The sequence below is a fragment of the Alcaligenes sp. AB3 genome (genome assembly GCF_031844565.1).
GTDB classification, from domain to species: Bacteria; Pseudomonadota; Gammaproteobacteria; order Burkholderiales; family Burkholderiaceae_B; genus Alcaligenes; species Alcaligenes faecalis.
Genome location: NZ_JAUZVM010000015.1, coordinates 1 through 26954, shown reverse-complemented (window position 1 = coordinate 26954; position 26954 = coordinate 1). Strand labels below are relative to the sequence as shown.

Below are 26954 nucleotides of genomic sequence, written 5' to 3'. Positions count from 1 at the left end.
CGCCATCACGATCGACACCATTGCCGGTGACGACGTGATCAACAAGGCTGAGTCCGAGTCCGACGTGACCATTACGGGTACGGTTGGTAAGGACGTCAAGGCTGGCGACACCGTCACTGTGACCGTGAACGGCAAGGACTACACCACCACCGTTAATGCTGACGGCAAGACCTGGAACGTGGACGTTCCTGGTACCGAACTGGCTCTGGATAGCAACGTTCACGCCAAGGTGGAAACGGAAGACGCTGCCGGCAATACCGCTAGCGCTGAAGCTGACCGCGACTATGGTGTGCAGACCACGCTGCCTGAAGCCGAGATCACTCTGGATCCGATCGCCGGTGACGGTGTGCTGGATCACAACGAAGCTGGTGACGGCGAGGGCACGGTTGACGTGACCGGTACGGTTGGCAAGGATGTACAGCCTGGCGATACCGTGACTCTGACTATCGGTGGCAAGGAATACACCGGTACCGTTGGTAATGATCTGACCTTCAAGATCCCCGTACCTGTACAGGATCTGTTGAAGAACGATACGGTTGATGCCAAGGTAACGACGACAGATTCGGCTGGCAACAGCGCTTCTGCCAACGATTCCGGTCCATACACGCTGGATGTGGATCAGCTGATTATTGATGGTAACGGTGGTGGCAATCCAAATGGTGGCGTAGGCGACGACGTCATTATTGGTGACCGCGGTGGTGTGCAAGAAAACATCGTCCACGGCCAGAGCTACAACATTGCCATCCTGGTTGACCGCTCCAACAGCATGAAAGAGGCTTCTGGTACGGACAATATGAACCGTATGCAGTTGCTGAAGGCCGCGCTGACGACCTTGGCCGAAAGCTTGGCCAACCACGAAGGTGGCACGGTGAACTTGAGCATTATTGGCTTTGGTACACGGGCCGATACGCCTATGGTCTTCAAGGACCTGACTCATGCCGATTTGATCAATCTGCTCAATTCGATTGATACCTTGAATGGCTATAACTCCAGCTGGAACTCCCAGGTGGGCGGTACCAACTATGAGGCTGCCTTTAAAGCGGCTGAAGCATGGTTCAAGACTGGCGACGCACCTGCAGTCGACAAGTACGGCAACGCTTATGAAAACGTTACGTACTTCCTGACTGACGGTAATCCAACTCAGTACGGTACTGGCCAAGGTGCGGGTAGCGGTTACGACGCTACGGCTGATTCACGTGGTAAGGCAGCCTACGACAGCCTGGTTACCTCTTCGGGCAGCAAGGTTTACGCAGTGGGTATTGGTAATGACGTCAGCGTGGATGTTCTGCGCAAGTACGACAACACCGGCACTGAAGTAATTGATGTTGTGCGTGGTACCAAGGACGTGACTGACTTTGAAAACGGCCGTCATGACGGTTGGATGAAGGCCAACGGTGGTGGCACTGTCGGCGTCAACAACGACTGGTGGTACGGATCGCGTCTGGAAATCACGGATACCTATAGCAATAGGAACGATACATCCACGACAGTTCGTGGCCCCGGTATGGCAGTGGCCGCTGGCAGCTATGGCAAGCTTAGCTTTACCTATGCTGAAAGCGGTCGCAATAGCCAGGACGTGTTCAAGTGGCAACTGCAGAAGTACAACGAGAAAACAGGTAACTGGGAAGTTGTGCAGGAAGGTGGTCGTCCAGGTAGCTCCGGCACCATCACGACCAAGCCCGTGGGCGAAGGCCAATACCGCTTCGAGTTCCTGGTGGACGATCGTTCCAGCAGCAGTAACTACAAGGTCTACATTGATGACGTAACGCTGTTGTCCTCTGGCAATCCTCAAGATTGGACAGAGGTTAACAAGGTCGACATCGTCAACACCAAGGAAGACCTGGATGCAGCCTTGAAGGGCGGTTCGATAACGAACGATCCCGCCCCTGTTGGTAATGATCACATCATTGGTGGTGACGGCAACGACATCATCTTTGGTGACACGATCAACACCGACGGTTCGGTCTTGCCATGGCATGAAGTGGGTGGTCGTCCAGACAACCTGCCTGACGGCTCCGGTCTGAAGGCGCTGGAAGTGTTCTTGCAGATGAAGAACGGCGGTACTCCAGCAACAGGTAATGATCTGTACGAGTACATCAAGGAAAACCACGCCGACTTCAATGTTGATGGCGACAAGCGTGGTGGCGATGACACCCTTGATGGTGGCAACGGTAACGACATCCTGTACGGTCAGGGCGGAAACGATACCCTGATCGGTGGTGCCGGCGACGACATCATGTTCGGTGGTGAGGGTGATGACACCTTTGTATGGAACAAGGGTGATGAAGGCACCACCATCAAACCTGCTGTGGATTACGTGATGGACTTTGGTGACGCGGGTACCGACACCTTGGATATTACTGATCTGCTGTCGGGCCATGACCTCAACAACGGTGACCTGAGCCAGTACCTGACAGTAAGCCGTTCGGATAGTGGCAAGATGGAAATCGGTATCAGCTCTCAAGGTAACGGCCAGATCGATCAGAAGATCATTCTGGACAACATCGACTTTGACGCGGAGAAGGCAGCTCAGATCGCCAACTCGCTGAAAGACGGTACTTTGAAGTCTTCTGATTTCTAAGCTGTTCACCGGATAGGCACTATCTGCGGGTAGTGCCCAAACCCCACAAGCCTTTTTGGTTTGTGGGGTTTTTTTATGTCTGCAGCTTGTCGTCAGCGCCAATAGTGGGCGCTTGGCATTTGTGACTATGATCGTGATGTGTCACAGGAAAGAGGATGCATGTAGCAGGATTGTTGGCTCAGACTGAGCGGTTAAGCGTTGACCCTGCGGTTTTGCAGACCAGTTGTTTCTTTTCGCAGGAGTGGTTCGAGGCCGTTTAACCGCCTGCTCCATATAGAGAGGGACTAGGCGCGTTGTCGATTGCCAAGCGTTCATTAAATAGGCAAGCTATAACGCCGTTATAAGGGTTTGCTTATTTGGGATTGACGTGCTCTTGTCTCTTGCCTGGCTACGCCTTTTTCTTCGTTCTAGGATTGCGCTGTTTGTGCTGGTCACACTGCTGGTTTTGGTGTGGCTGCCCTTGTCGGCGCCTGCCTTGCAGTTCGAGGTCAGCAAGATTCGCCAGACCGCCGTCTCCCGCTTTGGCGCCCGTGCCGGTACTGCTGTGGATCGGTGGATGGCCAATCTGGAGTCTGCCCGAGGTTTAAGTGAGCGTCGCCAGCTGGATGCTGTCAACGATTTCTGGAATATGAATGTGATGGCTGGCGAGGACATTCATATTTGGGGTCAGCTGGATTACTGGGCCACGCCTATCGAGACGTTGGGCAAAGCGGCAGCTGACTGCGAGGACTTTGTCATCGGCAAGTATTTTTCCTTGTTGCACTTGGGCGTACCCAATGAAAAGCTCCGTTTGATTTACGTACGAGCCCAGGTAGGTGGCCAGAGTATTGCGCACATGGTGCTGGGCTACTACCCCACGCCGCAGTCCGAGCCTTTATTGCTGGATAATTTAAGCGGCTCGATTCGCCCCGCCAGCCAGCGCCCTGATTTGACTCCTGTGTTCAGCTTCAACTCCCAAGGGGTGTATGTCGGTAACGCCCAGAAAGGTTCGGTAGACAGTATCAGCCGCTGGCGTGGCTTGCTGGAAAAAATGCGTAAGGAAGGGTTTGTTCCTTGATGATGCGCCAGCCCTTGGGCTCGGTGCTGATCAAACTACATCCCAGGACACCCTTGTGGGGTGGGCCAGACCAGAATTTATGGAATATACGGAAGCGCTATGTCTTTACTTAAACAGCTCCTGCTAAGTGTCTCGTGCGCGATTCTTGCCATCTTGATTGGCACGCTGTGGTTCAGCGTTGATTCGGCAAGGCAGTACTTGAGCAGTCAGTTGCAGGCTCAGGGTGAGTCGGCTGCGACTTCGCTGGCCTTGACCTTGTCCCAGCCCAGTAACCAGGACCCGGTGACGCAGGAGTTGCTGATCGCGGCCTTGTACGATACCGGGCAGTTTGAGCGCATCCGCTTTGTTGACACCTCCGATACGGTCTTGGTGGAGCGTAGTACTCAGCAAGAATCGCAGCTCAGTGGATCTTCGCCTTCGTGGTTCGCCAACTCTTTGCCTATTGATGTACCTGTGGCTTCGGCCCATGTCAGCAATGGCTGGAACCAGATTGGCACAATCGAAGTCAAACCCGCCGATGAGTACGCCCGCGCCAGTTTGTGGAAAAGTTTTGTGCGTGTCACCTTGCTGGTGCTGGGCGCCGGGATTGCCTGGGGCGTGTTTGTCTTGATGGTCATGGCCTGGTTGCGCCGGGCCCTGCGCGAGCATGTACAGTTCGAGCTGCAACAGATGGATCAACACGAATCTGTGCCCAGTCGCAGGAAAGTACGCACGATTCCTGAGCTGGAAGCCGTGACACATACTTTGAGCACGGTGCAAAAGCGCATCCGTGTCAGCAGTCAGGAGCAAAATGCCCGAATCGAGCAGTTGCAGCTGGAGCTGAACTGCGATCCGGTGACCGGGCTGGCCAATCGCAAGTATTTCGTGAACCTGTTCCGTCAGGTACTGCAGCAAAACGAGGGCGGCCACGTGCTGCTGTTCCGTCAGCGAGACTTGCTGCCATTGAATACCTCCTTGTCACGCGATGCCGTGGATGCCTGGTTGAAGCTGGTTACTCAGCGCTGTACCGAGATATTGCAGAAAAATGGCATGGATGCAGGTAATCTGGCTCGTTTGAATGGCTCTGACTTTATTGTGTTGCTCAAGGGCCAGACGGGTCCCCAGGTAATGGGGTTTGCCCAGGAGCTGCGCAAGGCCTTGCAAGAGCTGCGTCAGCCACTCAAGGATGGCAGTCTGTGCCGCTGGTCCATGGCCATGACTAACTACGAAGGCCATGATTCCCTCAGCGCTGTGATGACACGCCTGGACAATGCCCTGATGCGTGCCGAAGGGGCAGGGCATCAAGAGGTGGAGTACCGTCCGTCTGAAGGGGCGCATGCTGAGGCCAGCTCTTCTATTGGCGAGCAGGAATGGCATTCACGTATCGAGCGGGGTTTGGCGCAGGGCCGAATTGAACTGAATGTGAAGCCGGGCGTCGAAGTCTGGGGTCAGACAGGTCAGATCCATGACGCTACCTTGAGTTTGTTACCCGAGCAGCCCGAGCAGGCCAGTTTGCCCGCGTATCTGTTCATTCCTGTAGCGGTGCGCCTGGGCCTGTCGGGACAGTGCGACTTGCGCACAATGGAGCTGGCCAGCGACTGGCTGGCCAATAACGATGATTATCTAAGTGTTCGTGTGTCGTGGGCTTCGGTGATCAAGCCGGGGTTTGCGGACCAGGTAGCCCAGGTTCTGGCCAAGGCCGGTGACAGGGCCCAGCGTCTGATTATTGAACTGGATGCCTATTGCCTGAGCGAACACGACGTGGAAACGGTGGCTTTTGTGGATAAATTGCGCCCCTTGGGTGTGCAGTTTGGTTTGCGTCGTGTTCTGGAACAGCCCGAGTCGATCCTGTGGCTGCACATGATGGCGCTCAAATATATTGTCCTGGACGATGAGCGTGCCCAGACGCTGCAGGCTGAAGTAGGAGGCCGGCATTTGCTGACGGCCTTCCTGCAAAGCCTGCAGGAATTGGGGATTGGTTTGCGCCGGGTAACGCGAACCGGCAATAGTGCCCAGCTGGACGAGTTGTTGCGCGAAAACGCCGTCGTGCCAAGGCCTTAGCAAATAAATCCTTGTTTTTCTGGGGCTTATTTGCTAGTATATGTGGCTTACCTCTTTATTTTGACCGGAGAGGCTTAGTCGCCTATCCGGATTGAAGTTGGTAATACAACGTTTTGTCTCTCGCAAGATTTCAACCTAGGGTTCGGCTTGCCGGACCAGATCGAGATCGGGTTTACGGTATCGAACTGGCTGGATCCGAATCTGACGGGACCAAAACTGGTTGTGTGACCCAGTCATTTTGGCTGGATCGTTGCAATTAAGTTGGAACAGGAAAAATCATGATTCAAATGCAGACCACGCTGGACGTGGCCGACAACACAGGTGCGCGTTCCGTAATGTGCATCAAGGTGCTGGGCGGCTCGAAGCGCCGTTATGCCGCAATTGGTGACATCATCAAAGTTACCGTTAAAGAAGCGGCCCCGCGCGGACGCGTCAAAAAAGGCGAAATCTACAACGCTGTAGTGGTTCGTACCGCTAAGGGCGTGCGCCGTAAAGACGGTTCGCTGATTCGTTTCGGTGGCAATGCCGCCGTATTGCTCAATGCCAAGCTGGAACCCATCGGCACCCGTATCTTCGGACCCGTTACGCGTGAACTGCGTACCGAGAAGTTCATGAAGATCGTGTCCTTGGCTCCCGAAGTGCTGTAAGGAGCGCGAAAAAATGCAAAAAATTCGTAAAGGCGACGAAGTTATTGTGCTGACCGGCCGTGATAAAAAACGCCGTGGCACAGTACTGCAACGCGTCGATGCAGACCACGTTATCGTGGAAGGCATCAACGTAGTCAAAAAACACGTTAAAGCCAATCCTATGGCTGGCACGCAGGGTGGTATCGTCGACAAGACCATGCCTATCCACATCTCGAACGTTGCACTGTTCAACCCAGAAACCGGCAAGGGCGACCGCGTTGGTATCCAGGTGATCGACGGTCAGAAGACGCGTGTTTATCGTTCCAGCGGCAAAGCCGTTGGCGCCAAGGCTTAAGGGGCGGATAACATGACACGTTTACAAGAGTTCTACCGCGAAAAAGTGGTTGCCGACCTGCAAAAGCAGTTCGAGTACAAGAGCATTATGGAAGTACCCCGCATCACCAAGATCACTCTGAACATGGGTGTCTCGGAAGCGGTTGCTGACAAGAAGATTATCGAGAACGCGGTATCGGACATGACCAAAATTGCTGGTCAAAAGCCCGTTATCACGAAAACCCGCAAAGCTATTGCCGGTTTTAAGATTCGCGAAGATTACCCGATCGGTTGTATGGTGACCCTGCGCGGTCAACGCATGTACGAATTCCTGGATCGTCTGGTCGCTGTGGCTCTGCCACGCGTTCGTGACTTCCGTGGTGTGTCGGGTCGTGCGTTTGACGGCCGTGGCAACTACAACATGGGGGTTAAAGAGCAAATCATTTTCCCCGAAATCGAGTACGACAAAATCGACGCAGTGCGTGGTCTGAACATCAGCATCACTACTTCTGCCAAGACGGACGAAGAGGCCAAGGCGCTGCTTAGCGCGTTCAGCTTCCCGTTCCGCAACTAAGGGGCGCAACGTGGCTAAACTTTCCCTCATCAATCGCGACATCAAGCGCGCCAAGCTGGCTGAGAAATTCGCCGCCAAGCGTGCAGCACTGAAAGCGACTATTGACGACCAGTCCAAGTCTGACGAAGAGCGCTACGAAGCTCGTTTGCAGTTGCAACAATTGCCACGCAACGCGAACCCGACCCGTCAACGCAACCGTTGCGTTATCACCGGTCGCCCTCGTGGTGTTTTCAAGAAATTCGGTTTGACTCGCCATAAAGTGCGCGAAATGGCAATGCGCGGCGAGATCCCCGGTATGACCAAGGCCAGCTGGTAGGAGAAATACACATGAGCATGAGCGATCCAATCGCCGATATGTTGACCCGCGTGCGTAACGCGCAAATGGTCAACAAGACATCGGTCAGCATGCCCTCCTCGAAGCTGAAAGCAGCTATTGCTGCTGTGCTGAAAGACGAAGGCTACATCGAAGATTTCCGCATCGTTGGCGAAAAAGCCAAGCCAGAGCTGGAAGTCACCCTGAAATACTATGCCGGCCAGCCAGTCATCGAGCGCATCGACCGCGTTTCGCGTCCTGGACTGCGCATCTACAAAGGCAGCACAAACATCCCTCAAGTCATGAACGGCTTGGGTGTTGCAATCGTGTCGACGTCTCGCGGCGTGATGACCGATCGCAAAGCACGTGCAGCTGGCGTCGGTGGCGAAGTGCTGTGCTACGTGGCATAAGGAGAACATCATATGTCACGTATCGCTAAGTATCCCGTTTCCCTGCCTAAAGGCGTAGAAACGAACATTGCCGCTGATCAGATCACGGTCAAAGGCCCTCTGGGCACTTTGGTTCAACCTCTGACTGGCGACGTCACCATTGAACTTCAAGACGGTCAGCTGTCTTTTGTGCCTGCGAACGAAACTCGTCACGCAAACGCAATGTCCGGCACCGTGCGTCAACTGGTCAACAACATGGTTGTTGGCGTGAGCGCCGGTTTCGAACGCAAGCTGAGTCTGGTTGGCGTGGGTTTCCGTGCCTCCGTCCAGGGTAATGCCTTGAAGTTGCAACTGGGTTTCTCGCACGACATCGTGCACGACCTGCCTGAAGGCATCAAAGCCGAGTGCCCAACTCCGACGGAAGTCGTGATCAAGGGCTCGAACAAGCAGGTGGTTGGTCAGGTTGCCGCTGAAATTCGTGGCTATCGTCCACCAGAGCCTTACAAAGGCAAGGGTGTACGTTACGTCGGCGAACGCGTCATCCTCAAGGAAACCAAGAAGAAATAAGCCCGCAGGCAAGGACGAATCATGGACAAGAAACAATCCCGTATGCGTCGTGCAGTGGCTACTCGCCGCAAGATCGCCGAACTGCGCGTACACCGCCTGTCGGTGCATCGCACGAATACGCATATTTACGCGAGCATCATCTCGCCCGAAGGCGACCGCGTTCTGGTCAGTGCTTCCACTGTCGAGACCGAAGTTCGCAAAGAATTGGCCGTTGGCAGCAACGTAGCGGCAGCCAGCCTGGTTGGCAAGCGCGTCGCCGAAAAGGCGAAGGCTGCGGGCATCGAGACGGTTGCTTTTGACCGCTCGGGCTTCCGTTACCATGGCCGCGTGAAAGCGCTGGCCGAGGCCGCGCGTGAAGCCGGCTTGAAATTCTAAAGGAATTATCAAATGGCTAAAGCACAAGGCAGACAGGCTCCAGAGCAAGAGCGCGATGACGGCCTGAAAGAAAAGATGATTGCGGTCAACCGCGTCAGCAAAGTCGTTAAAGGTGGTCGCACCATGAGCTTTGCTTCGCTGGCCGTAGTCGGTGATGGCGATGGTCGCATCGGCATGGGTAAGGGCAAAGCCCGCGAAGTACCCGTTGCTGTTCAGAAGGCAATGGAACAGGCCCGTCGTGGTCTGATCAAAGTGCCTCTGAAGAACGGCACCTTGCATCACACCGTAGTTGGTAAGCACGGTGCAGCTACCGTTCTGATCTCTCCCGCAGCTGAAGGTACTGGCGTTATCGCCGGTGGCCCAATGCGCGCTATCTTCGAAGTGATGGGCGTTCGCAACGTCGTAGCCAAGAGCCTGGGTTCCAGCAACCCATACAACATGGTTCGCGCTACATTGAACGGTTTGCGTGCTTGCTCGACACCTGCTGACATTGCTGCCAAGCGCGGCAAGACAGTTGAAGAAATTCTGGGGTAAGTCATGGCACAGAAACAAATCAAAGTTACGTTGGTGCGTTCGGTCATCGGCACAAAGCAAAGCCATCGCGACACCGTTCGCGGCCTGGGTCTGCGCCGAGTCAACACCAGCCGTGTATTGGTTGATACTCCTGAGGTTCGTGGGATGATCCGCAAGGTGGATTATCTGGTTACGGTCTCGGAAGCCTGAAAGGAATCGGGATGTCTGAATTGCAATTAAACAATCTCAAGCCCGCCGCTGGCGCCAAACACGCAGCACGTCGTGTTGGTCGCGGTGTCGGTTCCGGCTTGGGCAAAACCGGCGGACGTGGTCATAAAGGCCAAAAATCCCGCTCGGGTGGTTTTCATAAAGTCGGTTTCGAAGGCGGTCAAATGCCTTTGCAACGTCGTTTGCCCAAGCGTGGTTTCACCACCCTGGACGACCACCTGTACGCAGAAGTACGTCTGTCCGAACTGCAAAAAATGGATGCCGAAGTTATCGACGTCCAGGCACTGAAGCAGGCTGGCGTGGTTGGCCAAATGGTGCGTTACGCTAAAGTCATCAAGTCCGGTGAACTTTCCCGTAAAGTTGCGCTGAAAGGCATTAATGCAACGGCCGGCGCTCGCGCCGCGATCGAAGCAGCCGGCGGCTCGCTGGAATAAAAAGGGGTCACGGTGGCAAAAGCTCAGGCACAGAGTAAGTCGGGTCCGCGCTACGGCGATTTGAAACGTCGTCTCGTTTTCCTGTTGCTCGCCCTGATTGTCTACCGCTTGGGTACGCACATTCCGGTACCAGGCATCAATCCTGATGCCTTGTCCGAACTGTTTACTCAAAACCAGAGTGGTATTCTGGGTTTGTTTAACATGTTCTCCGGTGGTGCTTTAGAGCGATTCTCAGTGTTCGCACTGGGAATCATGCCCTACATCTCTGCGTCCATCATCATGCAATTGATGACCGCTGTGGTGCCCACGCTGGAAGCAATCAAGAAAGAGGGTGAGTCGGGTCGTCGCAAGATCACGCAATACACCCGTTACGGAACGGTCTTTTTGGCTTTGTTCCAGGGAGTTGGGATTTCCATCGCTCTAGAATCGCAGCCCGGTCTGGTTATCGACCCAGGGATGCTGTTTCGCTTCACGACAGTGGTAACACTGGTCACTGGCACCATGTTCGTCATGTGGCTGGGTGAACAAATCACTGAACGTGGATTGGGTAATGGTATTTCCATCCTGATCTTCGCCGGTATCGTAGCGGGTTTGCCCAATGCTTTGGGCGGCATGCTTGATCTGGTGCGTACGGATTCCATGTCGATTCTATCGGCACTGTTTATCCTCGTTTTAGTAGCCGCCGTCACGTACTTCGTCGTCTTTGTCGAGCGTGGTCAGCGTCGTATCACGGTCAACTACGCCAAACGGCAAGTAGGTAACCGTATCTATGGTGGTCAAAGCTCGCATTTGCCGCTGAAACTGAACATGGCTGGCGTGATCCCTCCGATCTTCGCTTCGTCCATCATTCTGTTGCCAGCGACAATTGCTAATTGGTTCTCCAGCACACCCGGTCTGGGTTGGTTGCGTGAAATCGAGGCTGCTTTGTCGCCGCGTCAGCCGCTTTACATTACTTTGTTCTCCGCGCTGATCATTTTGTTCTGCTTTTTCTACACGGCCCTGGTGTTCAACAGCCGCGAAACTGCAGACAACCTGAAAAAGAGTGGAGCTTTCGTACCAGGTATTCGTCCCGGTGATCAGACAGCGCGTTATATCGACAAGATCTTGATGCGTTTGACTTTGGCCGGTGCAATCTACATTACCTTGGTGTGTCTGGTGCCAGAGTTCTTGCAAATGCGCTGGAATGTACCGTTCTATTTTGGCGGCACATCCTTGCTGATTATTGTTGTAGTAACCATGGACTTCATGGCGCAGGCCCAGGCCTATGTCATGTCACAACAATACGACTCGCTGCTCAAGAAGGCTAACTTCAAAGGCTCGAGCTTGCCGATGCGGTAATTCACGAAAATGGCAAAGGACGACGTCATTCAAATGCAGGGACAGGTTCTTGAGAACCTTCCCAACGCAACTTTTCGCGTCAAGCTGGAAAATGGTCACGTAGTGCTCGGATACATTTCAGGCAAAATGCGTATGCACTATATCCGGATTCTGCCGGGCGATAAGGTCACTGTGGAGCTCACGCCCTATGATCTATCCCGAGCACGAATTGTGTTCCGCTCCAAATAAGCGGCCGGTTACAGGAAACTAGGAGTCAAACCATGAAGGTAATGGCATCAGTAAAGCGGATCTGCCGCAACTGCAAAATCATTAAACGTCATGGCGTGGTGCGTGTCATCTGCACCGATCCACGTCATAAGCAGCGTCAAGGCTAAGTTGCCGAAACGCAACCGATTTAACAAGGAATAACCATGGCCCGTATTGCCGGCATTAACATCCCGCCGCATCAACACGCCGAAATCGGTCTTACCGCGATTTTCGGCATCGGTCGCACCCGCGCTCGCAAGATTTGCGAAGCATCGGGTATTGAATACTCCAAGAAGGTCAAAGATCTGACCGACGCGGAACTCGAGCGCATTCGCGAACAGATCGGCCTGTTCACCGTAGAAGGTGACCTGCGTCGTGAAGTTCAGCTCTCGATCAAGCGTTTGGCTGACTTGGGAACTTACCGTGGCATGCGTCATCGTCGCGGTCTGCCAGTGCGCGGCCAACGTACACGCACTAACGCTCGCACCCGTAAAGGTCCGCGTCGCGCCGCCGCGTCCCTGAAGAAATAATCGAGGAATAGAAGATGGCCAAAGCTTCTAGCAGCGCTTCACGCGCACGCAAGAAAGTCAAAAAAAGCGTGTCGGACGGGATTGCTCACGTCCACGCTTCTTTTAACAACACGATCATCACCATTACTGACCGTCAGGGCAACGCATTGTCCTGGGCTACGTCGGGTGGCGCGGGCTTTAAAGGCTCTCGTAAATCCACGCCGTTTGCCGCGCAGGTTGCCGCTGAAACAGCCGGCCGTACTGCCATGGAATACGGTATTAAAAATCTTGAAGTTCGCATCAAGGGCCCCGGCCCAGGCCGTGAATCGTCTGTGCGTGCTCTGAATGCTCTGGGTATCAAGATCACCAGCATTGCAGACATCACACCGGTTCCGCATAACGGCTGCCGTCCGCCCAAGCGTCGTCGCATCTAAGGGGAAGCGAAGTGGCTCGTTATATTGGACCAAAATGCAAGCTCTCGCGTCGCGAGGGTACCGATCTGTTTTTGAAGAGCGCCCGTCGCTCGCTGGATTCCAAGTGCAAACTGGAATCGCGTCCTGGTCAGCACGGCCGCACCTCCGGTGCTCGTACGTCTGACTTCGGTCTGCAGCTGCGCGAAAAGCAAAAGCTCAAGCGTATGTACGGCGTGCTGGAAAAGCAATTCCGCAAATACTACGTTGAAGCTGACCGCCGCCGTGGCAACACCGGTGAAACGCTGATTCAATTGCTGGAATCGCGTCTGGACAACGTGGTGTACCGCATGGGTTTCGGCTCTACACGTGCTGAAGCTCGCCAGCTGGTTAACCACCGTGCTATCGAAGTCAACGGTCACACCGCTGACATCGCTTCCATGCTGATCAAGGCTGGTGACGTTGTTGCCGTCCGCGAAAAAGCTAAATCCCAAGGCCGTATCAAGGAATCCCTGGATCTGGCTACTGGCATTGGCTTGCCTCAGTGGGTGGAAGTTGACGCTGCCAAGCTGTCCGGCGTGTTCAAGCAAGCTCCCGATCGCGCTGATGTCGCTCAAGACATCAACGAATCGCTGGTTGTTGAGTTGTACTCGCGTTAATTTTGTACGCGAAGACCTCTTACGCAATGCAGTAATCGCAGGCCCACTTCCCGATTTTCGGCAAGTGGGCTTTGCGATACTATCCCGCTGGCTTTGCCAGTTTCCGTCAGCCTTATCGGTGTAACGAGCCGAGGGTATTGAAAAGGAAATCGAATGTCTCAAGGTTTTTTGAAACCCCGTTCCATCGAAGTTGAACCGATCAGCAAAAATCACGCCAAGGTGATCATGGAGCCTTTCGAGCGCGGCTACGGCCACACTCTGGGCAACGCACTGCGTCGTATCTTGCTGTCCTCCATGACCGGCTATGCACCGACTGAAGTGCAAATTACCGGTGTGGTGCACGAGTACTCCACGCTGCCAGGCGTGGGCGAGGACGTGGTTGATATCTTGATGAACCTGAAGGGCGTGGTCTTCAAGCTGCACAGCCGTGAAGAAGTCACCCTGATCCTGCGCAAAGAAGGCGCCGGCCAGGTTCTGGCTAGCGACATCGAATTGCCGCACGACGTTGAAATCATCAACCCCAATCATGTGATTGCCACCTTGACCGACGACGGCAAGCTGGAAATGCAGATCAAGGTTGAGCAAGGCCGTGGCTACGTGCCTGGTAACGTTCGTGCCCTGGCTGATGACCGCACCCACACGATCGGTCGTATCGTACTGGACGCGTCTTACAGCCCAGTGCGTCGTGTTAGCTACGCGGTCGAAAACGCCCGTGTGGAACAGCGTACTGACCTGGACAAGCTGGTTCTGGACATCGAAACCAACGGCGTGATCTCGCCCGAGGAAGCCGTTCGTCAGTCCGCTCGCATCCTGATGGATCAAATCTCCGTGTTTGCTGCTCTGGAAGGTGTGGGCGATGCCTACGAAGCCCCAGTACGTGGCGCTCCACAGATCGATCCTGTGTTGCTGCGTCCTGTCGACGATCTGGAACTGACTGTTCGTTCCGCAAACTGCCTGAAAGCCGAAAATATCTACTACATCGGCGATCTGATCCAGCGTACCGAAAACGAACTGTTGAAGACTCCAAACCTGGGCCGCAAGTCCTTGAACGAAATCAAGGAAGTGTTGGCTGCACGTGGTCTGACTTTGGGCATGAAGCTCGAAAACTGGCCACCACTGGGTCTTGAGCGTCCATAAGTAGTAAGCAAGACAGACGTTTCTTGGACGCCACTTACACTTTTTCTGGTGTTGTACACCCGCAAAAAGTGTGAGTGGCGGCTGAAAATGTGCTATTGTTTTGCGCTGTCCATCTGGTCCGCAGCTTAGCTGATAGAAGAACCGGATTTACGCATGTCGCATAAGCGGCGTGCCAATTAGATTCATTATTTAGGAAAATCATCATGCGTCACCGTCACGGTCTACGTAAACTGAATCGTACCAGCAGCCACCGTTTGGCCATGTTCCGCAACATGTCCGTGTCCCTGCTGACTCACGAAGCCATCAAAACCACCCTGCCTAAAGCTAAAGAGCTGCGCCGCGTGGTTGAGCCCCTGATCACTTTGGCTAAAAACCCAACCTTGGCAAACCGTCGTCTGGCTTTCGCCCGTCTGCGCGACCGCGATGCAGTGACCAAGCTGTTTGAAGTTTTTGGCCCACGTTACCAAGAGCGTAACGGCGGCTACACCCGCATCCTGAAAATGGGTTTCCGTCAGGGTGACAACGCTCCTATGGCATTCATGGAGCTGGTGGATCGTCCAGAAGTTCAGGAAGAAGCCGCTGCTGAATAAGCGCCGCTTGTTTCTACAGTAGTATTGAAAACGGACTCTCAGGAGTCCGTTTTTTTATTGGCCAGATACTTGCCAAAGTCATGGCAAGGCACTGTTATGCAAGGGTTTTTACCAGGGTTTGCCGGCTGCATAACTTTAAAGTTCAAATAATTGCAGGCAATTGATAAAACCGGCAGTGATCCGATAGTGGGCCTTGGGGCTGCTCCCTAAAATCTGCGCTATGTCAGCTTCGCCATGGTGGTGAGCTGTAAAGAACGACGATTTTCAGGAGACTGGCGATGGCACAGAATACATTGCTCACACACGATAAGTTTCTGCTGGGAACCTTTGCCACTAACTGCGGTGGTGGCATGACGGTATCGACCTTGCCGGATCGCTGGCAAGCTACGTGGGAAAACAATCTGAAGCTGGGCAAGCTGCTGGACGATGCTGGCATCGACTTCATGCTGCCTATCGCCCGTTGGATTGGTTACGGTGGCGAAACCGATTTCCACGGCTACGTACTGGAAACCGTCACCTGGGCGACTGCTTTGCTGGCCAATACTCGCAATATCAGCGTGTTTGCCACTGTGCACACGGTTGCTAACCACCCCGTGGTGATTGCCAAGCAAATCGCCACCATGGCCCAGATGAGCGGCAACCGGGTCGGTTTGAATATCGTGGCAGGCTGGAACAAACCTGAGTATGACGCCTTGGGTGTGAAGCTGCCTGATGATCATGAAACCCGCTACGGCTATGCGCAAGAATGGTTCGACCTGATCAAGAAGATCTGGCACCACGATGGCCGTTTTGATTGGGATGGCAAGTACTTCCAGGCCAAGGGTGTATACGGCAATCCCCGTCCTGAATTTGATCCGCCTATCTTTAATGCCGCCGGTTCTGGTCAAGGCCGTGAGTTTGCCAGCCGCAATGCCAACTTCCTGTTCACGCCCGCCATGGAGCTGGAGCGCTCCCGGAAAGAAGTGGCTGAGCTCAAGGCACAAGGCCAAGCGCAAGGCCGCAAGGTTGATGTGATGACCTTCTCGCACGTGGTTTGCCGTCCTACGGAAGCCGAGGCCAAGGCCGAGTGGGAACGCATCATGGGCAATATTGATAATGGTGCCGTGGATAATCTGATGAATTTGCAGTTTGCCCACGCTCATTCCTTCCCGCACGAGCTGCTGGAGCAGATTCGCGAGCGCATGGCGGCTGGCCACGGCGGTTTCCCGCTGGTGGGTACACCCGAGCAAGTGGCCGACGGTTTGTGTGCTCTGCACGAAGCCGGTTTCCGGGGAACAACCTTGTCCTTTGTGGACTATGTAAAGGAATTCCCTTATTTCCGTGATACTGTGCTGCCTTTGTTGCAGCAGCGTGGCATTCGCTAAGAGCGATCTGCTGGCTATCGGGCAGGCTCTGGTTTGCTCAGGGGGATAGCCAGTTCACATAAGCCACGCAGGCAGCACCGTCCTGATGACTGTGCTGCCCATAAGATTAGAAAAGGTGAATCATGCCTGTGGAATTGGCTTCCTTGCCGACAGACCAAGCGCTGCACGCGCCTGGAGTTTCTGCCGAGCAGTTCAAACTTGCTATGCGCCATCTGGGTGGCACGGCCAATGTGATTACGGTCGAACACCAGGGCCAGCGCAGCGGCCTGACTGCGACTTCGGTGACCTCGGTAGCCGCAGATCCGGCAGAGGTGCTGGTCTGCGTGAATCAAAGCTCCTCGTCCTGGCCTTTGATGCGAGACAGTGGTCTGTTTGGCGTGAATATCCTGGGTGTCGAGCAGGCAGGCATGGCTTTGCAGTTTGCCGGTTTCAAAGGCGAGCAAGGCGATGCGCGTTATGCCGGGCACGATTGGCTGCGTACCGAGCACGGCATCTGGCTGGCTCGACAGGCTCCCGCCGCTTTGGCCTGCCAGATTGTGGAAGTAATTGAACGCCATAGCCACGCCTTGGTATTGGGCCGTGTGTTGCAGGTGCACCATGCCGAGCAGGAACAGGATTCGCCCTTGCTGTACTGGCAGGGACGTTTTGGCCGCTTTCAGGGCCAGTAAATCGGCGGGCTTGTTCTCCCTGGCTGGATGCCTGAACTGAGCCTAGGGATAGTCTCGATGTTGCAGTGCGAGAGGCTGTGCCACACTAAGGCACAGCTTTTTTATCGCCTGTTGCGACGCTCATGACCACCATACTGAATCGCTATGCCCAGCTGCATTCGCAGGATGTGGACTGCGTTCAGCACTATATCTCCCAGGTTTTCTGCCCGCATAGTCTGACTTTGGCGGATACTCGTCAGAGCCTGAATGCACGCCTGTATCTACGCCAAGGCCAGGATGTGGCCTATGGTCGTTTGCGCTATGGCGCGCAGGTGCAGATTGCGCCTCAGCCACTGGACGACTTCTATCTTTTGCAAATCCCCCTGTCGGGGCAAGAGCAGATTCATACGGCGCATGGACGTTTTGCGTCTACTTCGCGCCTGGCGTCCATCATTAGCCCGACTCAAGCCTTCAGCATGGAACATAGCCTGGAGGCCGATAAGCTGTTTGTGCGTATTGGACGCCAAGGGCTGGAGCGCCATTACCAGGATTATTTTGCGCAGCCCGTGCGCGGTCCGCTGGAGTTTCAGCCTTCCATTCCTCTGGATGCGCCCGGTGGGGCTAGTTTGCGCCGCTTGCTGGACTGGCAGTTTGCCGAAGTGTCGGATGGCACCTTGTTTGATCAGCCGCGCCAGGTGCGCCAGTTCGAGCAGACATTGATCTATGCCTTGTTCGAGCTGCATCAGCACAATCAGCCCACTCACAAGACCGCAGCAGTTTTGCCGCATGTTTTGCGAAGGGCCCTGGATTTCATGGAAAGCCAGACCGGCCAGCCCATCACCATTGGCGATATTGCCCAGGTGGCGGGTGTCAGCGTGCGCAGCCTGTATGCCGGGTTCCGAGAACATCTGGGTGTCGCACCGATGGCGCGTCTGAAGCAAATGCGCCTGGAAGCAGCCCGCCGATATTTGCAGGCAGGTGGCATGTCAGTCACCGAGGTGGCCCTGGCCTGTGGCTTTACCCACCTGGGGCAGTTCTCTGCTGACTATCGCCATCGCTATGGCGAGCGCCCGTCTGAAACATTAAGCGGCCTGAGTCGGCCCCGATCCAGCATCTAAGCGCAGGCATCCAGCGCTACACTAAGGGCTCTGATTAGGAGCCCTGCATGTCCTCTGAGAATTCCTCCAGTTCCAAACCCAAACTGGCTTTGACCTTGCCCGATCTGGATGCACAGCAACTGGTGCTGGTGCAGACCACGGTGCCCGATATGATGCTGGCCAAATACCTGGCTCATCATCTGGTTGAGGACGGAATTGCAGCTTGTGCGAACCTTGCGCCCGCCAGTTTGTCTATGTACATGTGGCAAGGGGAGTTACAGGGCGATGAGGAAATCACGCTGACTTTCAAAACCACAGTGGCCCGGCTACCGGAACTGGCAGATCGCTTGCGGGAGCAGCATCCTTACGAGCTGCCCGAATTGATTGTGCTTCCGGTTGTTGGTGGTTTCACCGCTTATCTGGATTGGGTCCGCACCCAGACGCGTCCTGCGTGATTTCAGATAGCCCAGCCTAAAAAACCGGAATAGATTTGTGCCTTTGTCTTTGAAGCGTTCCCCGTTTTCCGCCCAGCGTCTTGGCGCGTGGTTTGCTGTTTTCTTTGTCTTGATGCTGGCTTGGCTGGCAACGCCGTTGACGGCACAGGCAGAAGAAGAGTTTCTGGACCCGGAGCAGGCTTTTGTACTGACTGCGGCCATGAGCCAAGCCGATCAGCTGGATATTCATTTCCAGATCGCGCCTGAATACTATATGTATCGCAAGCGTTTCGGGATCTCGACCGAGAAGGCTGAGCATTTGGGTACTCCCCAGCTTCCCGATGGCGAGAAGGTGTACGACCCTACCTTTGACGAAGTGATGGAGGTCTACCGCAACTCGGTCACTCTGCGAGTGCCCGTGCTGGCCGACAGCGGTACGGGCCAGGATCTGAAAATTGATGTGGTCAGCCAGGGGTGTGCGGATGCTGGCCTGTGCTATTCCCCCTCTACGCAAACCTTGACCTTGATTCCCACCGGACAGGGCTGGGAAGTGGCGGGTCCCTTTGGTGTGGTGTCGGTGCCTGCGCCGGGTGAGTCCACGGCTCAGAAAACAGACATGGCGGCAACGGCTGCTACGACTACAGCTGCCACTACAGGTGGTGTCGCGTCGGCGCTGAGCCTGAGTGATGTGGGCCTGGCCGATTACCTCAAGCAGGCTGGCTGGGGCCAGATTGTGCTGCTGAGCTTTGTGTTCGGCTTGCTGCTGTCCTTTACGCCTTGCGTCCTGCCGATGGTGCCGATTTTGCTGTCCATCATTGCTGGACGTAATCAGCCCGCGCCATCGCGTTGGCATGGTCTGAAAATGGCTTTTGCCTTTGTGCTGGGCTTGTCTCTGGTTTACACCTTGCTGGGTGTGGCGGCGGGTTTGCTGGGTGCCGGCTTGGCAAGCTGGTTGCAGAACCCGTGGGTATTGGGTCTGTTCGCCCTGATCCTGGTGGTGCTGGCCTTGTCCATGCTGGATGTCTTTACGGTACAGGCTCCGGCGGCGCTACAAAATCGTTTGAATGAAACCATGAACCGCTTGCCGGGCGGGCAACTGGGTGGCGTGTTCCTGATGGGTATGCTGTCCGCGCTGATAGTTGGCCCTTGCGTGGCAGCGCCTTTGGCTGGTGTGCTGCTGTTTATCTCGCAGACGGGTGATGTAGTCCTGGGTGGCTCGGCCCTGTTTGCTTTGGCCTGGGGCTCGGGCGTCTTGCTGCTGATTGTGGGTGCGGGTTCGGGCAGTGTCTTGCCCAAGGCCGGTGCCTGGATGGAAAGCGTCAAGACCGCCTTTGGTGTCTTGTTGTTGGCTACCGCCTGGTGGATGGTCTCGCCCCTGATGTCCGGTACGATTGCCGTCTTTGGCTGGGTTGTCCTGGCTTTGTGGGCTGCTGCCTTGCTGGGCGCGTTCGGGCGCGGCACGGCTGCACGTACGCCTTGGTCGGGCTTGCGACAGGGTGTGGGCATGATGCTGGCGGTCTGGGCCATCATGATGCTGATCAGCATTGCCCTGGGTCGCCCCAGTGTGATTCGCCCTCTGGAAGGGCTGAAGTCGTCCGGTACGGTAGCCGCTGCGCAAAGCAAGGTGGAGTTTCAGCGTGTGAGCAGTTTGCAGGAGCTGGAAGAACGCCTGGCCAAGGCTACCCGCCCCGTGATGTTGGATTTCTACGCAGACTGGTGCGTGTCCTGCATTGAAATGGAGAATTTCACCTTTAGTGACCCAGCGGTCGCGCAGCGCATGGCACAGTTTGATTTGCTGCAGGTGGATGTGACGGCCAATACCCCTGAAGATAGGGAATTGCTGAAACATTTCCGTCTGTTTGGGCCCCCCGGCATCATGTTTTTTGATTCCAAGGGGCAGCAGCTGGAGCAACTGCGCGTGATCGGTTTTCAGGACGCCAGCCGCTTTTCCAAGGTGCTCGATGAGGTCCTGGCCGGTGCCTGAAGACTCTGATTTGCCCGAAATCGGGCTTATCAGGGTCTAACAGACGATAGATCGTCGCGTACACACAACAAAAAACGCAGCTCACGGGCTGCGTTTTTTGCGTTCTGATTGATGTGAATCAGCAGTTCTGTTCGCGCATCAGTTTGGCGGCTTCGATGGCGAAATAGGTCAGAATGCCGTCGCCACCCGCACGTTTGAATGCCAGCAGGGATTCCATCATGACCTTGTCGTGATCCAGCCAGCCGTTCTGGGCAGCAGCCTTGATCATCGCGTACTCGCCACTGACTTGGTAGGCGTAGGTCGGCATGCCAAAGGCGTCTTTCACGTCGCGCAGGATGTCCAGGTAAGGCAGGCCAGGTTTGACCATGACCATATCGGCGCCTTCGCGGATATCGGCCGCCACTTCGCGCAGGGCCTCGTTACGGTTGGCGGGGTCCATCTGGTAGGTGTTCTTGTTGGAACGCCCCAGATTGGCAGCCGAGCCTACCGCGTCGCGGAAGGGGCCGTAGAAGGCACTGGCGTACTTGGCCGAGTAAGCCATGATGCGCGTGTGGATGAACTGATCCTTGTCCAAAGCGGTGCGGATGGAGCCGATGCGGCCGTCCATCATATCGCTGGGGGCCACAATGTCCACCCCAGACTGAGCTTGTGTCTGAGCCTGACGGATCAGCATGGCCACGGTCTCTTCGTTCAGAATGTGGCCGGCTTCGTCCAGGATGCCGTCCTGGCCGTGGCTGGTGTAGGGGTCCAGGGCCACGTCAGTCAGCACGCCCAGCTCGGGGAACTGCTGCTTGAGCATCCCCACCACGCGGGGAATCAGGCCGTTCGGGTTGGCGGCTTCGCTGCCATCCGGCGTTTTCAGGGACGGGTCGATGGAAGGGAACAGGGACAGCACGGGGATGCCCAGCTCCAGACACTGTTCGGCCACGCGCATCAGTTCGTCAGGCGAATAGCGCATGACGCCTGGCATGGAGCCGACTTGCTCCTGAACTTTCTCGCCTTCACGCACAAAGACCGGGTAGATCAGGTCGTCGGTGGACAGGCGGTTTTCGCGCACCAGACGGCGGGAAAACTCGTCGCGGCGGTTACGGCGCAGGCGAGTGTTGGGAAAGTCGGCAGGAGGAATAAAACGAGTCATGGAACAACCTTCGGAGAAATCCAGTTTTCGATGCATTCGGTCGCTTCGGGCAAGCCGATACGATCAGTGGAGGAGAAGGGCAGCGCATGCAGGGCGCCAATTTCCCGGAGCTGGCGGCGTACTTCGGCCACCGCCTTGATACGTTGACCATAAGGCAGTTTGTCGGCCTTGGTCAAAAGCGCCAGGACAGGCTTGCCGGTAGGCGCAATCCAGTCGGCCAGGCGCATGTCCAGGTCGGTCACGCCGCGTCGGATGTCGATCAGCAACACAATGCCGGCAATCGAGGGACGGGTGGCCAGGTAGTCGCCCAGAATCTCGGCCCAGTCCTGCTTTTCGTGGCGCGCCACGGCGGCGTAGCCATAGCCGGGCAAGTCCACCAGGTGGCCCAGAAAGTCGCCCGGCGAGAGCGGATCGGGGATGCCGAACATATTGATCAGGCGTGTTCGTCCCGGCGTTTTACTGGAAAAAGCCAGTTTCCGTTGGTTGGCCAACACATTGATGGCGGAGGATTTGCCCGCATTGGAGCGCCCCACAAAACAGACCTCTGGAGGGCCGGGAGGAGGCAGCTGATCGATCTGAGCAGCTGAAATCGTGAAGTGAGCGCGGTGCAGTATCGACATGGTTGCAGCGTAATTCCATATTGGTTCAGCGCCTATTGTATAATCTCTCGATTTGAAACAGTAATGTCGTAGTCCACTGGGTACTGACCAGCGGCTTACGGTGGCTTTTGCGGGGCGCATGCGGCACCCCGATTGATTCGCGATTATCGAGGTCCAAATGAAGCGTGCGCTTTCCCGAGTCGTTATCGCAAGCAGCCTGACGATGGCTTGCTCTGTGGTTTTTACCGCTAACGTGGCCAATGCAGCTGGTCTGCCCAAGCCAGATGCCGCCAAAGGCGAGCAGCTCTACCTGCAAGGTGAGATGTCGCGTGGCGTGCTGGCCTGTGTGACCTGTCACGGGGATGGCGGCAACAGTATTATTCCGGTCAACCCGTCGCTGGCTCACCAGCCGTACGAGTACCTGGTCAAGCAGCTGCACGACTTCCGTGCCAAGGACGAAAAATCCTTGCCTTCCCGTCGTGGCCCTGAAGGCGCCAACAGCCTGATGACCGCCATTGCGGCCGGCATGACCGAAGAAGATATGCAAAACGTGGCGTTTTACCTGTCTCAACAGGCCGTGAACTGGGAACAGGCTGCTAACGCTACCAAAGAAGACACCATGGAACGTGGCCAGAAGATCTGGCGCGGTGGTTTGCCCGAGCGCGGTGTAGCCGCCTGTGCCGCTTGCCACTCGCCTGATGGCGCTGGCATGCCCGGTCAGTTCCCTCGTCTGGCCGGCCAGCATCCTGCCTACATTGCCGAGCAGCTCAAACTGTTCCGCAGCGGCGACCGTGCCAATGGCCCCATGATGCATGACATCGCAGACCGCATGTCGGACGCCGACATTGCTGCCGTGTCGGATTTCGCAGCCGGCCTGCGTTAATCCAATCAGTCCAAGGGGGCCATCGGCCCCCTGGCTGTCTGAAGCCTGACATTCGCTTGTGGCCCCAGCTTCCTCTGATGGTCGTGGCGGTTTGGGTGCCTTAACACCGGGCAGTGCCGATTTGGGCCGGGTCTTGTGTTGGTGTTTTGTCCAGTAATCGAACTTTGGGCGCGTTCTGTGCTCAAAGTCTGGATGTTTCCGGTGAAACCCCCCACCTCCTAAGCTAGCCTTTGTGAAAAAAGTATCCCCCATACGTCGCTTTGCGGCCGATTTCCTGGAATTGCTCGGTTCGATGCGCTTTGCCATCAGCTTGCTGATGTTCATCTGCGTAGCCAGCCTGATCGGTACTGTTCTGGCGCAAAATCAGCCCGCTAATACGTATATTGATCAATTCGGTCCGTACTGGTTTGAATTGTTCGATCATTTCTCGATCTGGTCCATCTACAACAGTGGCTGGTTCATGGTCATCATGACGTTTCTGGTGGTTTCAACCACCCTGTGCGTCATCCGCAATGCCCCCAAAATGATCCGCGAAATGCGCACCTTCAAGGAGCATGTGCGCGGAGGCAGTCTGAAAGCCTTCCCCCATCGTGTGGAACTGGAAAGTGCCGGGGCTCCCGAACATAATCGCGAGCAGGTGCAAGGCTGGTTGCAGTCCCAGGGTTACGCGGTGCGCGTGCGCAAGGACGACGATGGCAGCATGATGATGGCGGCCAAAAAGGGCAGCGCCAACAAGCTGGGTTACATCTTTGCTCACCTGGCGATTGTGGTGATCTGTGTGGGCGGTCTGCTCGACAGCGAATTGCCCGTGCGCCTGCAGGTGTGGCTGGGCGGCAAACAGCCCATTACTGAAAACATGCTGATTTCCCAGGTGCCCGAATCAGGCAGGTTGGGCTTGGGCAATCCCAGTTTCCGCGCCAATATGCTGGTGCCTGAGGGCGCCCGTACTGCCACTGCCGTGGTCAACTCCGGTGAGGGCGTTCTGATTCAACCTTTGCCGTTTGCGCTGGAACTCAAGCGCTTCCTGGTGGAGTACTACTCCACCGGCATGCCCAGCAGCTTCAAGAGTGAAGTGGAAGTCACCGATCCCGTCACGGGCGATACTTTCGAGCGCACTATCGAGGTTAACGAACCCTTGCGTTACAAGGGCGTCACCGTCTACCAGTCCGGCTTTGATGATGGTGGCAGTATTCTCAGCCTGAAGGGTTACCCCTTGGTAGGCCCTGGCTCTAAGACCTTTGCGCTAAATGGCAAAGTGGGCGAAACCGTGGGCATTGCGGCCCAGGAAAGCCCCAACGAGCATGCGTTGACGGTTCAGCTGACCGAGCTGCGCCCCATCAACGTGGAAAACCTGACCGAAGGTGATCCTCAGCCCAAGGCCATGATTGAACACGTGGCCGCTGTGACTGGTAGCGCTGCTAACAAGAAAGATCAGAACCTGAAGAACGTCGGCCCCAGCGTGAACTATCGCTTGATCGACGACCAGGGTCAGTCCCGCGAGTTTGTGAACTATATGCTGCCTGTGGAGCTGGACGGCACCTTGGTGTTCCTGGCGGGGATGCGTTTCTCGCCTGCCGAACCGTTCCGCTATGTGCGTTTCCCGGCTGACGACAAGGGTTCCTTGAAAGAATTCATGGATTTGCGTGCGGCGACGCAGAACGAGGCCCTGGTGAGCCAGGCGGCCGAGCGTTTTGCCGAACGTAATTCTTCTTCGCCCGAGCAAAAAGAGTTGATGCTCTCCGCTTCCAGGACTGCTTTGCAGACGTTTGTACGTGCCGGTTTTGATGGTTTGATCAGCCGTGTCCCCGAGGCCGAGCGCGAGCGTATTCTGGGTTTTGCAATTCCCATGATTCAGTTCACACTGTCGGAATTGCGTGATTTGCTCAGGCAGCAACAAGGTTTGCCAGAGCTGGATTACAGTCAGGAAAATAGCGATGCCAATCGCTGGATTCAGTCTGCTGTACTGGCGTTTGCCAACCTGCCTGACTATCCGGCACCTGTTATGTTGACCTTGGACAGCTTTGAGCAAGTTCAGGCCAGCGTATTTCAGGTGGCGCGCAGCCCAGGCATGTACATTGTGTACCTGGGTTGTCTGTTTCTGATTATTGGCGTGTTCTCGATGTTCTACATCCGGGATCGCCGCGTGTGGGTCTGGATTCGCCCTCACAACCAAGGCAGCAGTGTAATGGCTGCCATGACATCTCAACGTCGCAACATGGACTTTAACCTCGAGTTTGATCGCCTGAAAGCGGCGTTCAACCGGCTATCTGTCTGACAAGGTGTAGCTACTATGGCGCAGACCCTTTCTTCGGCCACTCCAACAATGTGGCAAGACAATATCGCTTCCAGTGGTGACCGGCGCGGTATCCGTGGCCGTCCGGACTGGTCGGATGTGCTGTTTCTGGTGGTGCTGGCTTTGGGTGCGGCGTATGCGCTCAATGTGTACAGCACCAGCATGGATTACTACGAGAAGATCATTCTGGTGGCGTTCGTGCCGTTTGTGGCCTGGCTGGGGTGGTTGTGGCGTCCGCTGCGCACGCTGCTGGTGTTGTCTGGTCTGACGGCTTTGCTGGCGGTCTGGCTGTATAGCACGGGCGATGGTCTGGGCACCGGAGATATTGAAAAGGCCGATTCTGTTTTTCTGCTGAAGTATTTGTTCTCGTCCCAGTCCGCTATTTTGTGGATGTGCGCGCTGTTCATTCTGGCTACGGTGATGTACTGGGCTGGTTTTTTCAGCAATACGGCAGCCTGGATGGGTTCGGGGCTGACCTGGGCGGCGATTTATGCCGGGATGACCGGTTTGCTGGTGCGCTGGCGTGAAGGTCACTTGTTAGGTCCCGATATTGGGCATATCCCGGTCAGCAATTTGTATGAAGTGTTTGTGCTGCTGGCGCTGATTACCGCCTTGTTCTATATGTATTACGAGCGTCGTTACAACACGCGTGCCTTGGGTGGTTTTGTGCTGTTGGCGATCAGTTCGCTGGTTATTTTTCTGCTGTGGTATTCCTTCACACGTGATGCGCATCAGATTCAGCCTTTGGTGCCTGCGCTGAAAAGCTGGTGGATGAAGCTGCACGTGCCGGCCAACTTTATTGGTTACGGTACGTTCTCTTTGGCCGCCATGGTGGGCTTTGCGTATCTGGTGAAGGAAAATGGCGAGACGCGTTCGCGTGCCAAGCTGATTCCGGTGTTCTTGCTGGGTGCGATTCTGTGTGCCGAGCCCATGATTTTTGGTTCTCGCGAGTTGTCGCCTACCTGGATGTTGTATTTCGGTATCGGTAGTGTGATCGTGGGTACGATTTTGTATTTCCGTGGTCCGATTTCGCGCAAGCTGCCTTCGCTGGAGGTGCTTGATGACATCATGTACCGGGCGATTGCGGTAGGTTTTGCCTTCTTTACGGTGGCGACGGTGTTGGGGGCTTTGTGGGCCGCTGATGCCTGGGGTACGTACTGGCAGTGGGACCCGAAAGAGACTTGGGCTTTGATTGTGTGGCTGAACTATGCGGCCTGGTTGCACTTGCGTTTGCTTAAAGGTCTGCGTGGCACGATGGCGGCGTATTGGGCGCTGGGTGGTCTGCTGATTACCAGCTTTGCGTTCCTGGGCGTGAATATGTTCTTGTCGGGGCTGCATTCCTACGGGGAGCTGTAAGTTTTTTTTTGCTGTTCTGAGATGCTTGTGTTTGGGCTTCGGAATGGTGGTTTTTGAATTGGGAAACCCGAGTTTGGCTGGATGCCGGACTCGGGTTTTTTTGTGGTCGCTTGTTTGGGGTGTTTGGTGGGGAGGTCTTTGTAGGGGAGATAAGCGCTGGGAGGCGCCGCTGGTGTGCTGGGCGGGGGTGGCGGGGCTTGAGCGCTTGCCGGTGCTGCGCACCGGTCCCCTTGTCGAGGT

General features: G+C 55.6%; 31 protein-coding genes. 29 read left to right on the top strand and 2 right to left on the bottom strand.

The window, feature by feature from the left end; translation table 11 throughout:
* The 26 genes from Q9R35_RS18370 to dsbD all read left to right on the top strand — a co-directional run.
* The coding region (locus Q9R35_RS18370; protein ID WP_311220233.1) for an Ig-like domain-containing protein at nucleotides 1–2581 on the top strand (2581 nt) is incomplete at its 5' end.
* Nucleotides 2582–3005: 424 nt separating this feature from the next.
* Nucleotides 3006–3638, top strand: coding sequence for a transglutaminase-like cysteine peptidase (locus Q9R35_RS18365; protein ID WP_086069784.1), 633 nt, complete (start codon nucleotides 3006–3008; stop codon nucleotides 3636–3638).
* Between the two features lie 99 nt (nucleotides 3639–3737).
* Complete coding sequence (locus Q9R35_RS18360; RefSeq protein ID WP_311220232.1) at nucleotides 3738–5678, top strand: LapD/MoxY N-terminal periplasmic domain-containing protein; 1941 nt, start codon at nucleotides 3738–3740, stop codon at nucleotides 5676–5678.
* Between the two features lie 278 nt (nucleotides 5679–5956).
* The gene (gene rplN / locus Q9R35_RS18355) at nucleotides 5957–6325 is read left to right on the top strand and encodes a 50S ribosomal protein L14 (protein WP_003805375.1); all 369 of its coding nucleotides are present in this window, start codon (nucleotides 5957–5959) and stop codon (nucleotides 6323–6325) included.
* Nucleotides 6326–6338: 13 nt separating this feature from the next.
* The gene (gene rplX / locus Q9R35_RS18350; RefSeq protein ID WP_003805373.1) at nucleotides 6339–6659 is read left to right on the top strand and encodes a 50S ribosomal protein L24; all 321 of its coding nucleotides are present in this window, start codon (nucleotides 6339–6341) and stop codon (nucleotides 6657–6659) included.
* A 12-nt stretch (nucleotides 6660–6671) separates the two neighbouring features.
* A complete protein-coding gene (gene rplE / locus Q9R35_RS18345) occupies nucleotides 6672–7211 on the top strand; it encodes a 50S ribosomal protein L5 (protein WP_042489408.1) in 540 nt (179 codons plus the stop codon).
* Nucleotides 7212–7221: 10 nt separating this feature from the next.
* Entirely contained in the window at nucleotides 7222–7527 is a 306-nt protein-coding gene (gene rpsN, locus Q9R35_RS18340; RefSeq protein WP_042489405.1) for a 30S ribosomal protein S14, read from the top strand.
* 11 nt (nucleotides 7528–7538) lie between these two features.
* Nucleotides 7539–7934 carry a 30S ribosomal protein S8 gene (rpsH, locus tag Q9R35_RS18335; protein ID WP_026484822.1) on the top strand — a complete coding sequence of 132 codons (396 nt, stop codon included), beginning with the start codon at nucleotides 7539–7541 and terminating at the stop codon, nucleotides 7932–7934.
* A 12-nt stretch (nucleotides 7935–7946) separates the two neighbouring features.
* The gene (gene rplF / locus Q9R35_RS18330) at nucleotides 7947–8480 is read left to right on the top strand and encodes a 50S ribosomal protein L6 (RefSeq protein WP_042489402.1); all 534 of its coding nucleotides are present in this window, start codon (nucleotides 7947–7949) and stop codon (nucleotides 8478–8480) included.
* Nucleotides 8481–8501: 21 nt separating this feature from the next.
* Nucleotides 8502–8855, top strand: coding sequence for a 50S ribosomal protein L18 (gene rplR, locus Q9R35_RS18325; protein WP_009459977.1), 354 nt, complete (start codon nucleotides 8502–8504; stop codon nucleotides 8853–8855).
* Between the two features lie 12 nt (nucleotides 8856–8867).
* A complete protein-coding gene (gene rpsE, locus Q9R35_RS18320) occupies nucleotides 8868–9389 on the top strand; it encodes a 30S ribosomal protein S5 (RefSeq protein WP_003805367.1) in 522 nt (173 codons plus the stop codon).
* 3 nt (nucleotides 9390–9392) lie between these two features.
* Nucleotides 9393–9578 carry a 50S ribosomal protein L30 gene (gene rpmD / locus Q9R35_RS18315; RefSeq protein WP_003805366.1) on the top strand — a complete coding sequence of 62 codons (186 nt, stop codon included), beginning with the start codon at nucleotides 9393–9395 and terminating at the stop codon, nucleotides 9576–9578.
* Nucleotides 9579–9589: 11 nt separating this feature from the next.
* Entirely contained in the window at nucleotides 9590–10030 is a 441-nt protein-coding gene (rplO, locus tag Q9R35_RS18310) for a 50S ribosomal protein L15 (RefSeq protein ID WP_022983333.1), read from the top strand.
* A 12-nt stretch (nucleotides 10031–10042) separates the two neighbouring features.
* Nucleotides 10043–11368 carry a preprotein translocase subunit SecY gene (gene secY, locus Q9R35_RS18305; RefSeq protein ID WP_003805363.1) on the top strand — a complete coding sequence of 442 codons (1326 nt, stop codon included), beginning with the start codon at nucleotides 10043–10045 and terminating at the stop codon, nucleotides 11366–11368.
* Between the two features lie 9 nt (nucleotides 11369–11377).
* A complete protein-coding gene (infA, locus tag Q9R35_RS18300) occupies nucleotides 11378–11596 on the top strand; it encodes a translation initiation factor IF-1 (protein WP_003805361.1) in 219 nt (72 codons plus the stop codon).
* Between the two features lie 32 nt (nucleotides 11597–11628).
* Nucleotides 11629–11742, top strand: coding sequence for a 50S ribosomal protein L36 (gene rpmJ, locus Q9R35_RS18295; protein ID WP_003805360.1), 114 nt, complete (start codon nucleotides 11629–11631; stop codon nucleotides 11740–11742).
* 36 nt (nucleotides 11743–11778) lie between these two features.
* The gene (gene rpsM, locus Q9R35_RS18290; protein ID WP_003805346.1) at nucleotides 11779–12144 is read left to right on the top strand and encodes a 30S ribosomal protein S13; all 366 of its coding nucleotides are present in this window, start codon (nucleotides 11779–11781) and stop codon (nucleotides 12142–12144) included.
* Nucleotides 12145–12158: 14 nt separating this feature from the next.
* Nucleotides 12159–12557, top strand: coding sequence for a 30S ribosomal protein S11 (rpsK, locus tag Q9R35_RS18285; protein ID WP_003805343.1), 399 nt, complete (start codon nucleotides 12159–12161; stop codon nucleotides 12555–12557).
* A gap of 11 nt (nucleotides 12558–12568) precedes the next feature.
* The gene (gene rpsD / locus Q9R35_RS18280) at nucleotides 12569–13192 is read left to right on the top strand and encodes a 30S ribosomal protein S4 (protein WP_042489396.1); all 624 of its coding nucleotides are present in this window, start codon (nucleotides 12569–12571) and stop codon (nucleotides 13190–13192) included.
* A gap of 153 nt (nucleotides 13193–13345) precedes the next feature.
* Nucleotides 13346–14329, top strand: a complete 984-nt coding sequence (locus Q9R35_RS18275) for a DNA-directed RNA polymerase subunit alpha (protein WP_003805337.1) — start codon at nucleotides 13346–13348, stop codon at nucleotides 14327–14329.
* A gap of 203 nt (nucleotides 14330–14532) precedes the next feature.
* The gene (gene rplQ, locus Q9R35_RS18270; protein WP_003805334.1) at nucleotides 14533–14919 is read left to right on the top strand and encodes a 50S ribosomal protein L17; all 387 of its coding nucleotides are present in this window, start codon (nucleotides 14533–14535) and stop codon (nucleotides 14917–14919) included.
* 278 nt (nucleotides 14920–15197) lie between these two features.
* On the top strand, nucleotides 15198–16283 hold the full coding sequence (locus Q9R35_RS18265; protein ID WP_042489393.1) for an LLM class flavin-dependent oxidoreductase: 1086 nt from the start codon (nucleotides 15198–15200) through the stop codon (nucleotides 16281–16283).
* 122 nt (nucleotides 16284–16405) lie between these two features.
* Complete coding sequence (locus Q9R35_RS18260; RefSeq protein WP_063689755.1) at nucleotides 16406–16951, top strand: flavin reductase family protein; 546 nt, start codon at nucleotides 16406–16408, stop codon at nucleotides 16949–16951.
* Nucleotides 16952–17073: 122 nt separating this feature from the next.
* A complete protein-coding gene (locus Q9R35_RS18255) occupies nucleotides 17074–18048 on the top strand; it encodes an AraC family transcriptional regulator (RefSeq protein WP_311220231.1) in 975 nt (324 codons plus the stop codon).
* Nucleotides 18049–18095: 47 nt separating this feature from the next.
* The gene (gene cutA, locus Q9R35_RS18250; protein ID WP_009459966.1) at nucleotides 18096–18482 is read left to right on the top strand and encodes a divalent-cation tolerance protein CutA; all 387 of its coding nucleotides are present in this window, start codon (nucleotides 18096–18098) and stop codon (nucleotides 18480–18482) included.
* 37 nt (nucleotides 18483–18519) lie between these two features.
* Nucleotides 18520–20445 (top strand): protein-disulfide reductase DsbD, encoded by a 1926-nt coding sequence (gene dsbD, locus Q9R35_RS18245; RefSeq protein ID WP_311220230.1) that lies wholly within the window; start codon nucleotides 18520–18522, stop codon nucleotides 20443–20445.
* Between the two features lie 118 nt (nucleotides 20446–20563).
* On the opposite strand, the gene hemB is transcribed toward dsbD, so the two are convergent.
* Together hemB and yihA are read right to left on the bottom strand one after the other, a co-directional pair.
* Complete coding sequence (gene hemB, locus Q9R35_RS18240; RefSeq protein WP_311220229.1) at nucleotides 20564–21583, bottom strand: porphobilinogen synthase; 1020 nt, start codon at nucleotides 21581–21583, stop codon at nucleotides 20564–20566.
* A complete protein-coding gene (yihA, locus tag Q9R35_RS18235; RefSeq protein WP_042489383.1) occupies nucleotides 21580–22203 on the bottom strand; it encodes a ribosome biogenesis GTP-binding protein YihA/YsxC in 624 nt (207 codons plus the stop codon). The genes hemB and yihA overlap by 4 nt, the downstream gene beginning before the upstream one ends.
* A gap of 157 nt (nucleotides 22204–22360) precedes the next feature.
* Between yihA and Q9R35_RS18230 the strand changes: the two genes are divergently transcribed.
* The 3 genes from Q9R35_RS18230 to ccsB all read left to right on the top strand — a co-directional run bounded on the left by Q9R35_RS18230 (nucleotide 22361) and on the right by ccsB (nucleotide 26714).
* Complete coding sequence (locus Q9R35_RS18230) at nucleotides 22361–23065, top strand: cytochrome c (RefSeq protein WP_063689745.1); 705 nt, start codon at nucleotides 22361–22363, stop codon at nucleotides 23063–23065.
* A gap of 232 nt (nucleotides 23066–23297) precedes the next feature.
* Nucleotides 23298–25340: a cytochrome c biogenesis protein ResB gene (locus tag Q9R35_RS18225; RefSeq protein ID WP_045929372.1), complete on the top strand. Its 2043-nt coding sequence runs from the start codon at nucleotides 23298–23300 to the stop codon at nucleotides 25338–25340.
* A 15-nt stretch (nucleotides 25341–25355) separates the two neighbouring features.
* The gene (gene ccsB, locus Q9R35_RS18220; RefSeq protein ID WP_026484812.1) at nucleotides 25356–26714 is read left to right on the top strand and encodes a c-type cytochrome biogenesis protein CcsB; all 1359 of its coding nucleotides are present in this window, start codon (nucleotides 25356–25358) and stop codon (nucleotides 26712–26714) included.
* The last annotated feature ends 240 nt before the right edge of the window (nucleotides 26715–26954 follow it).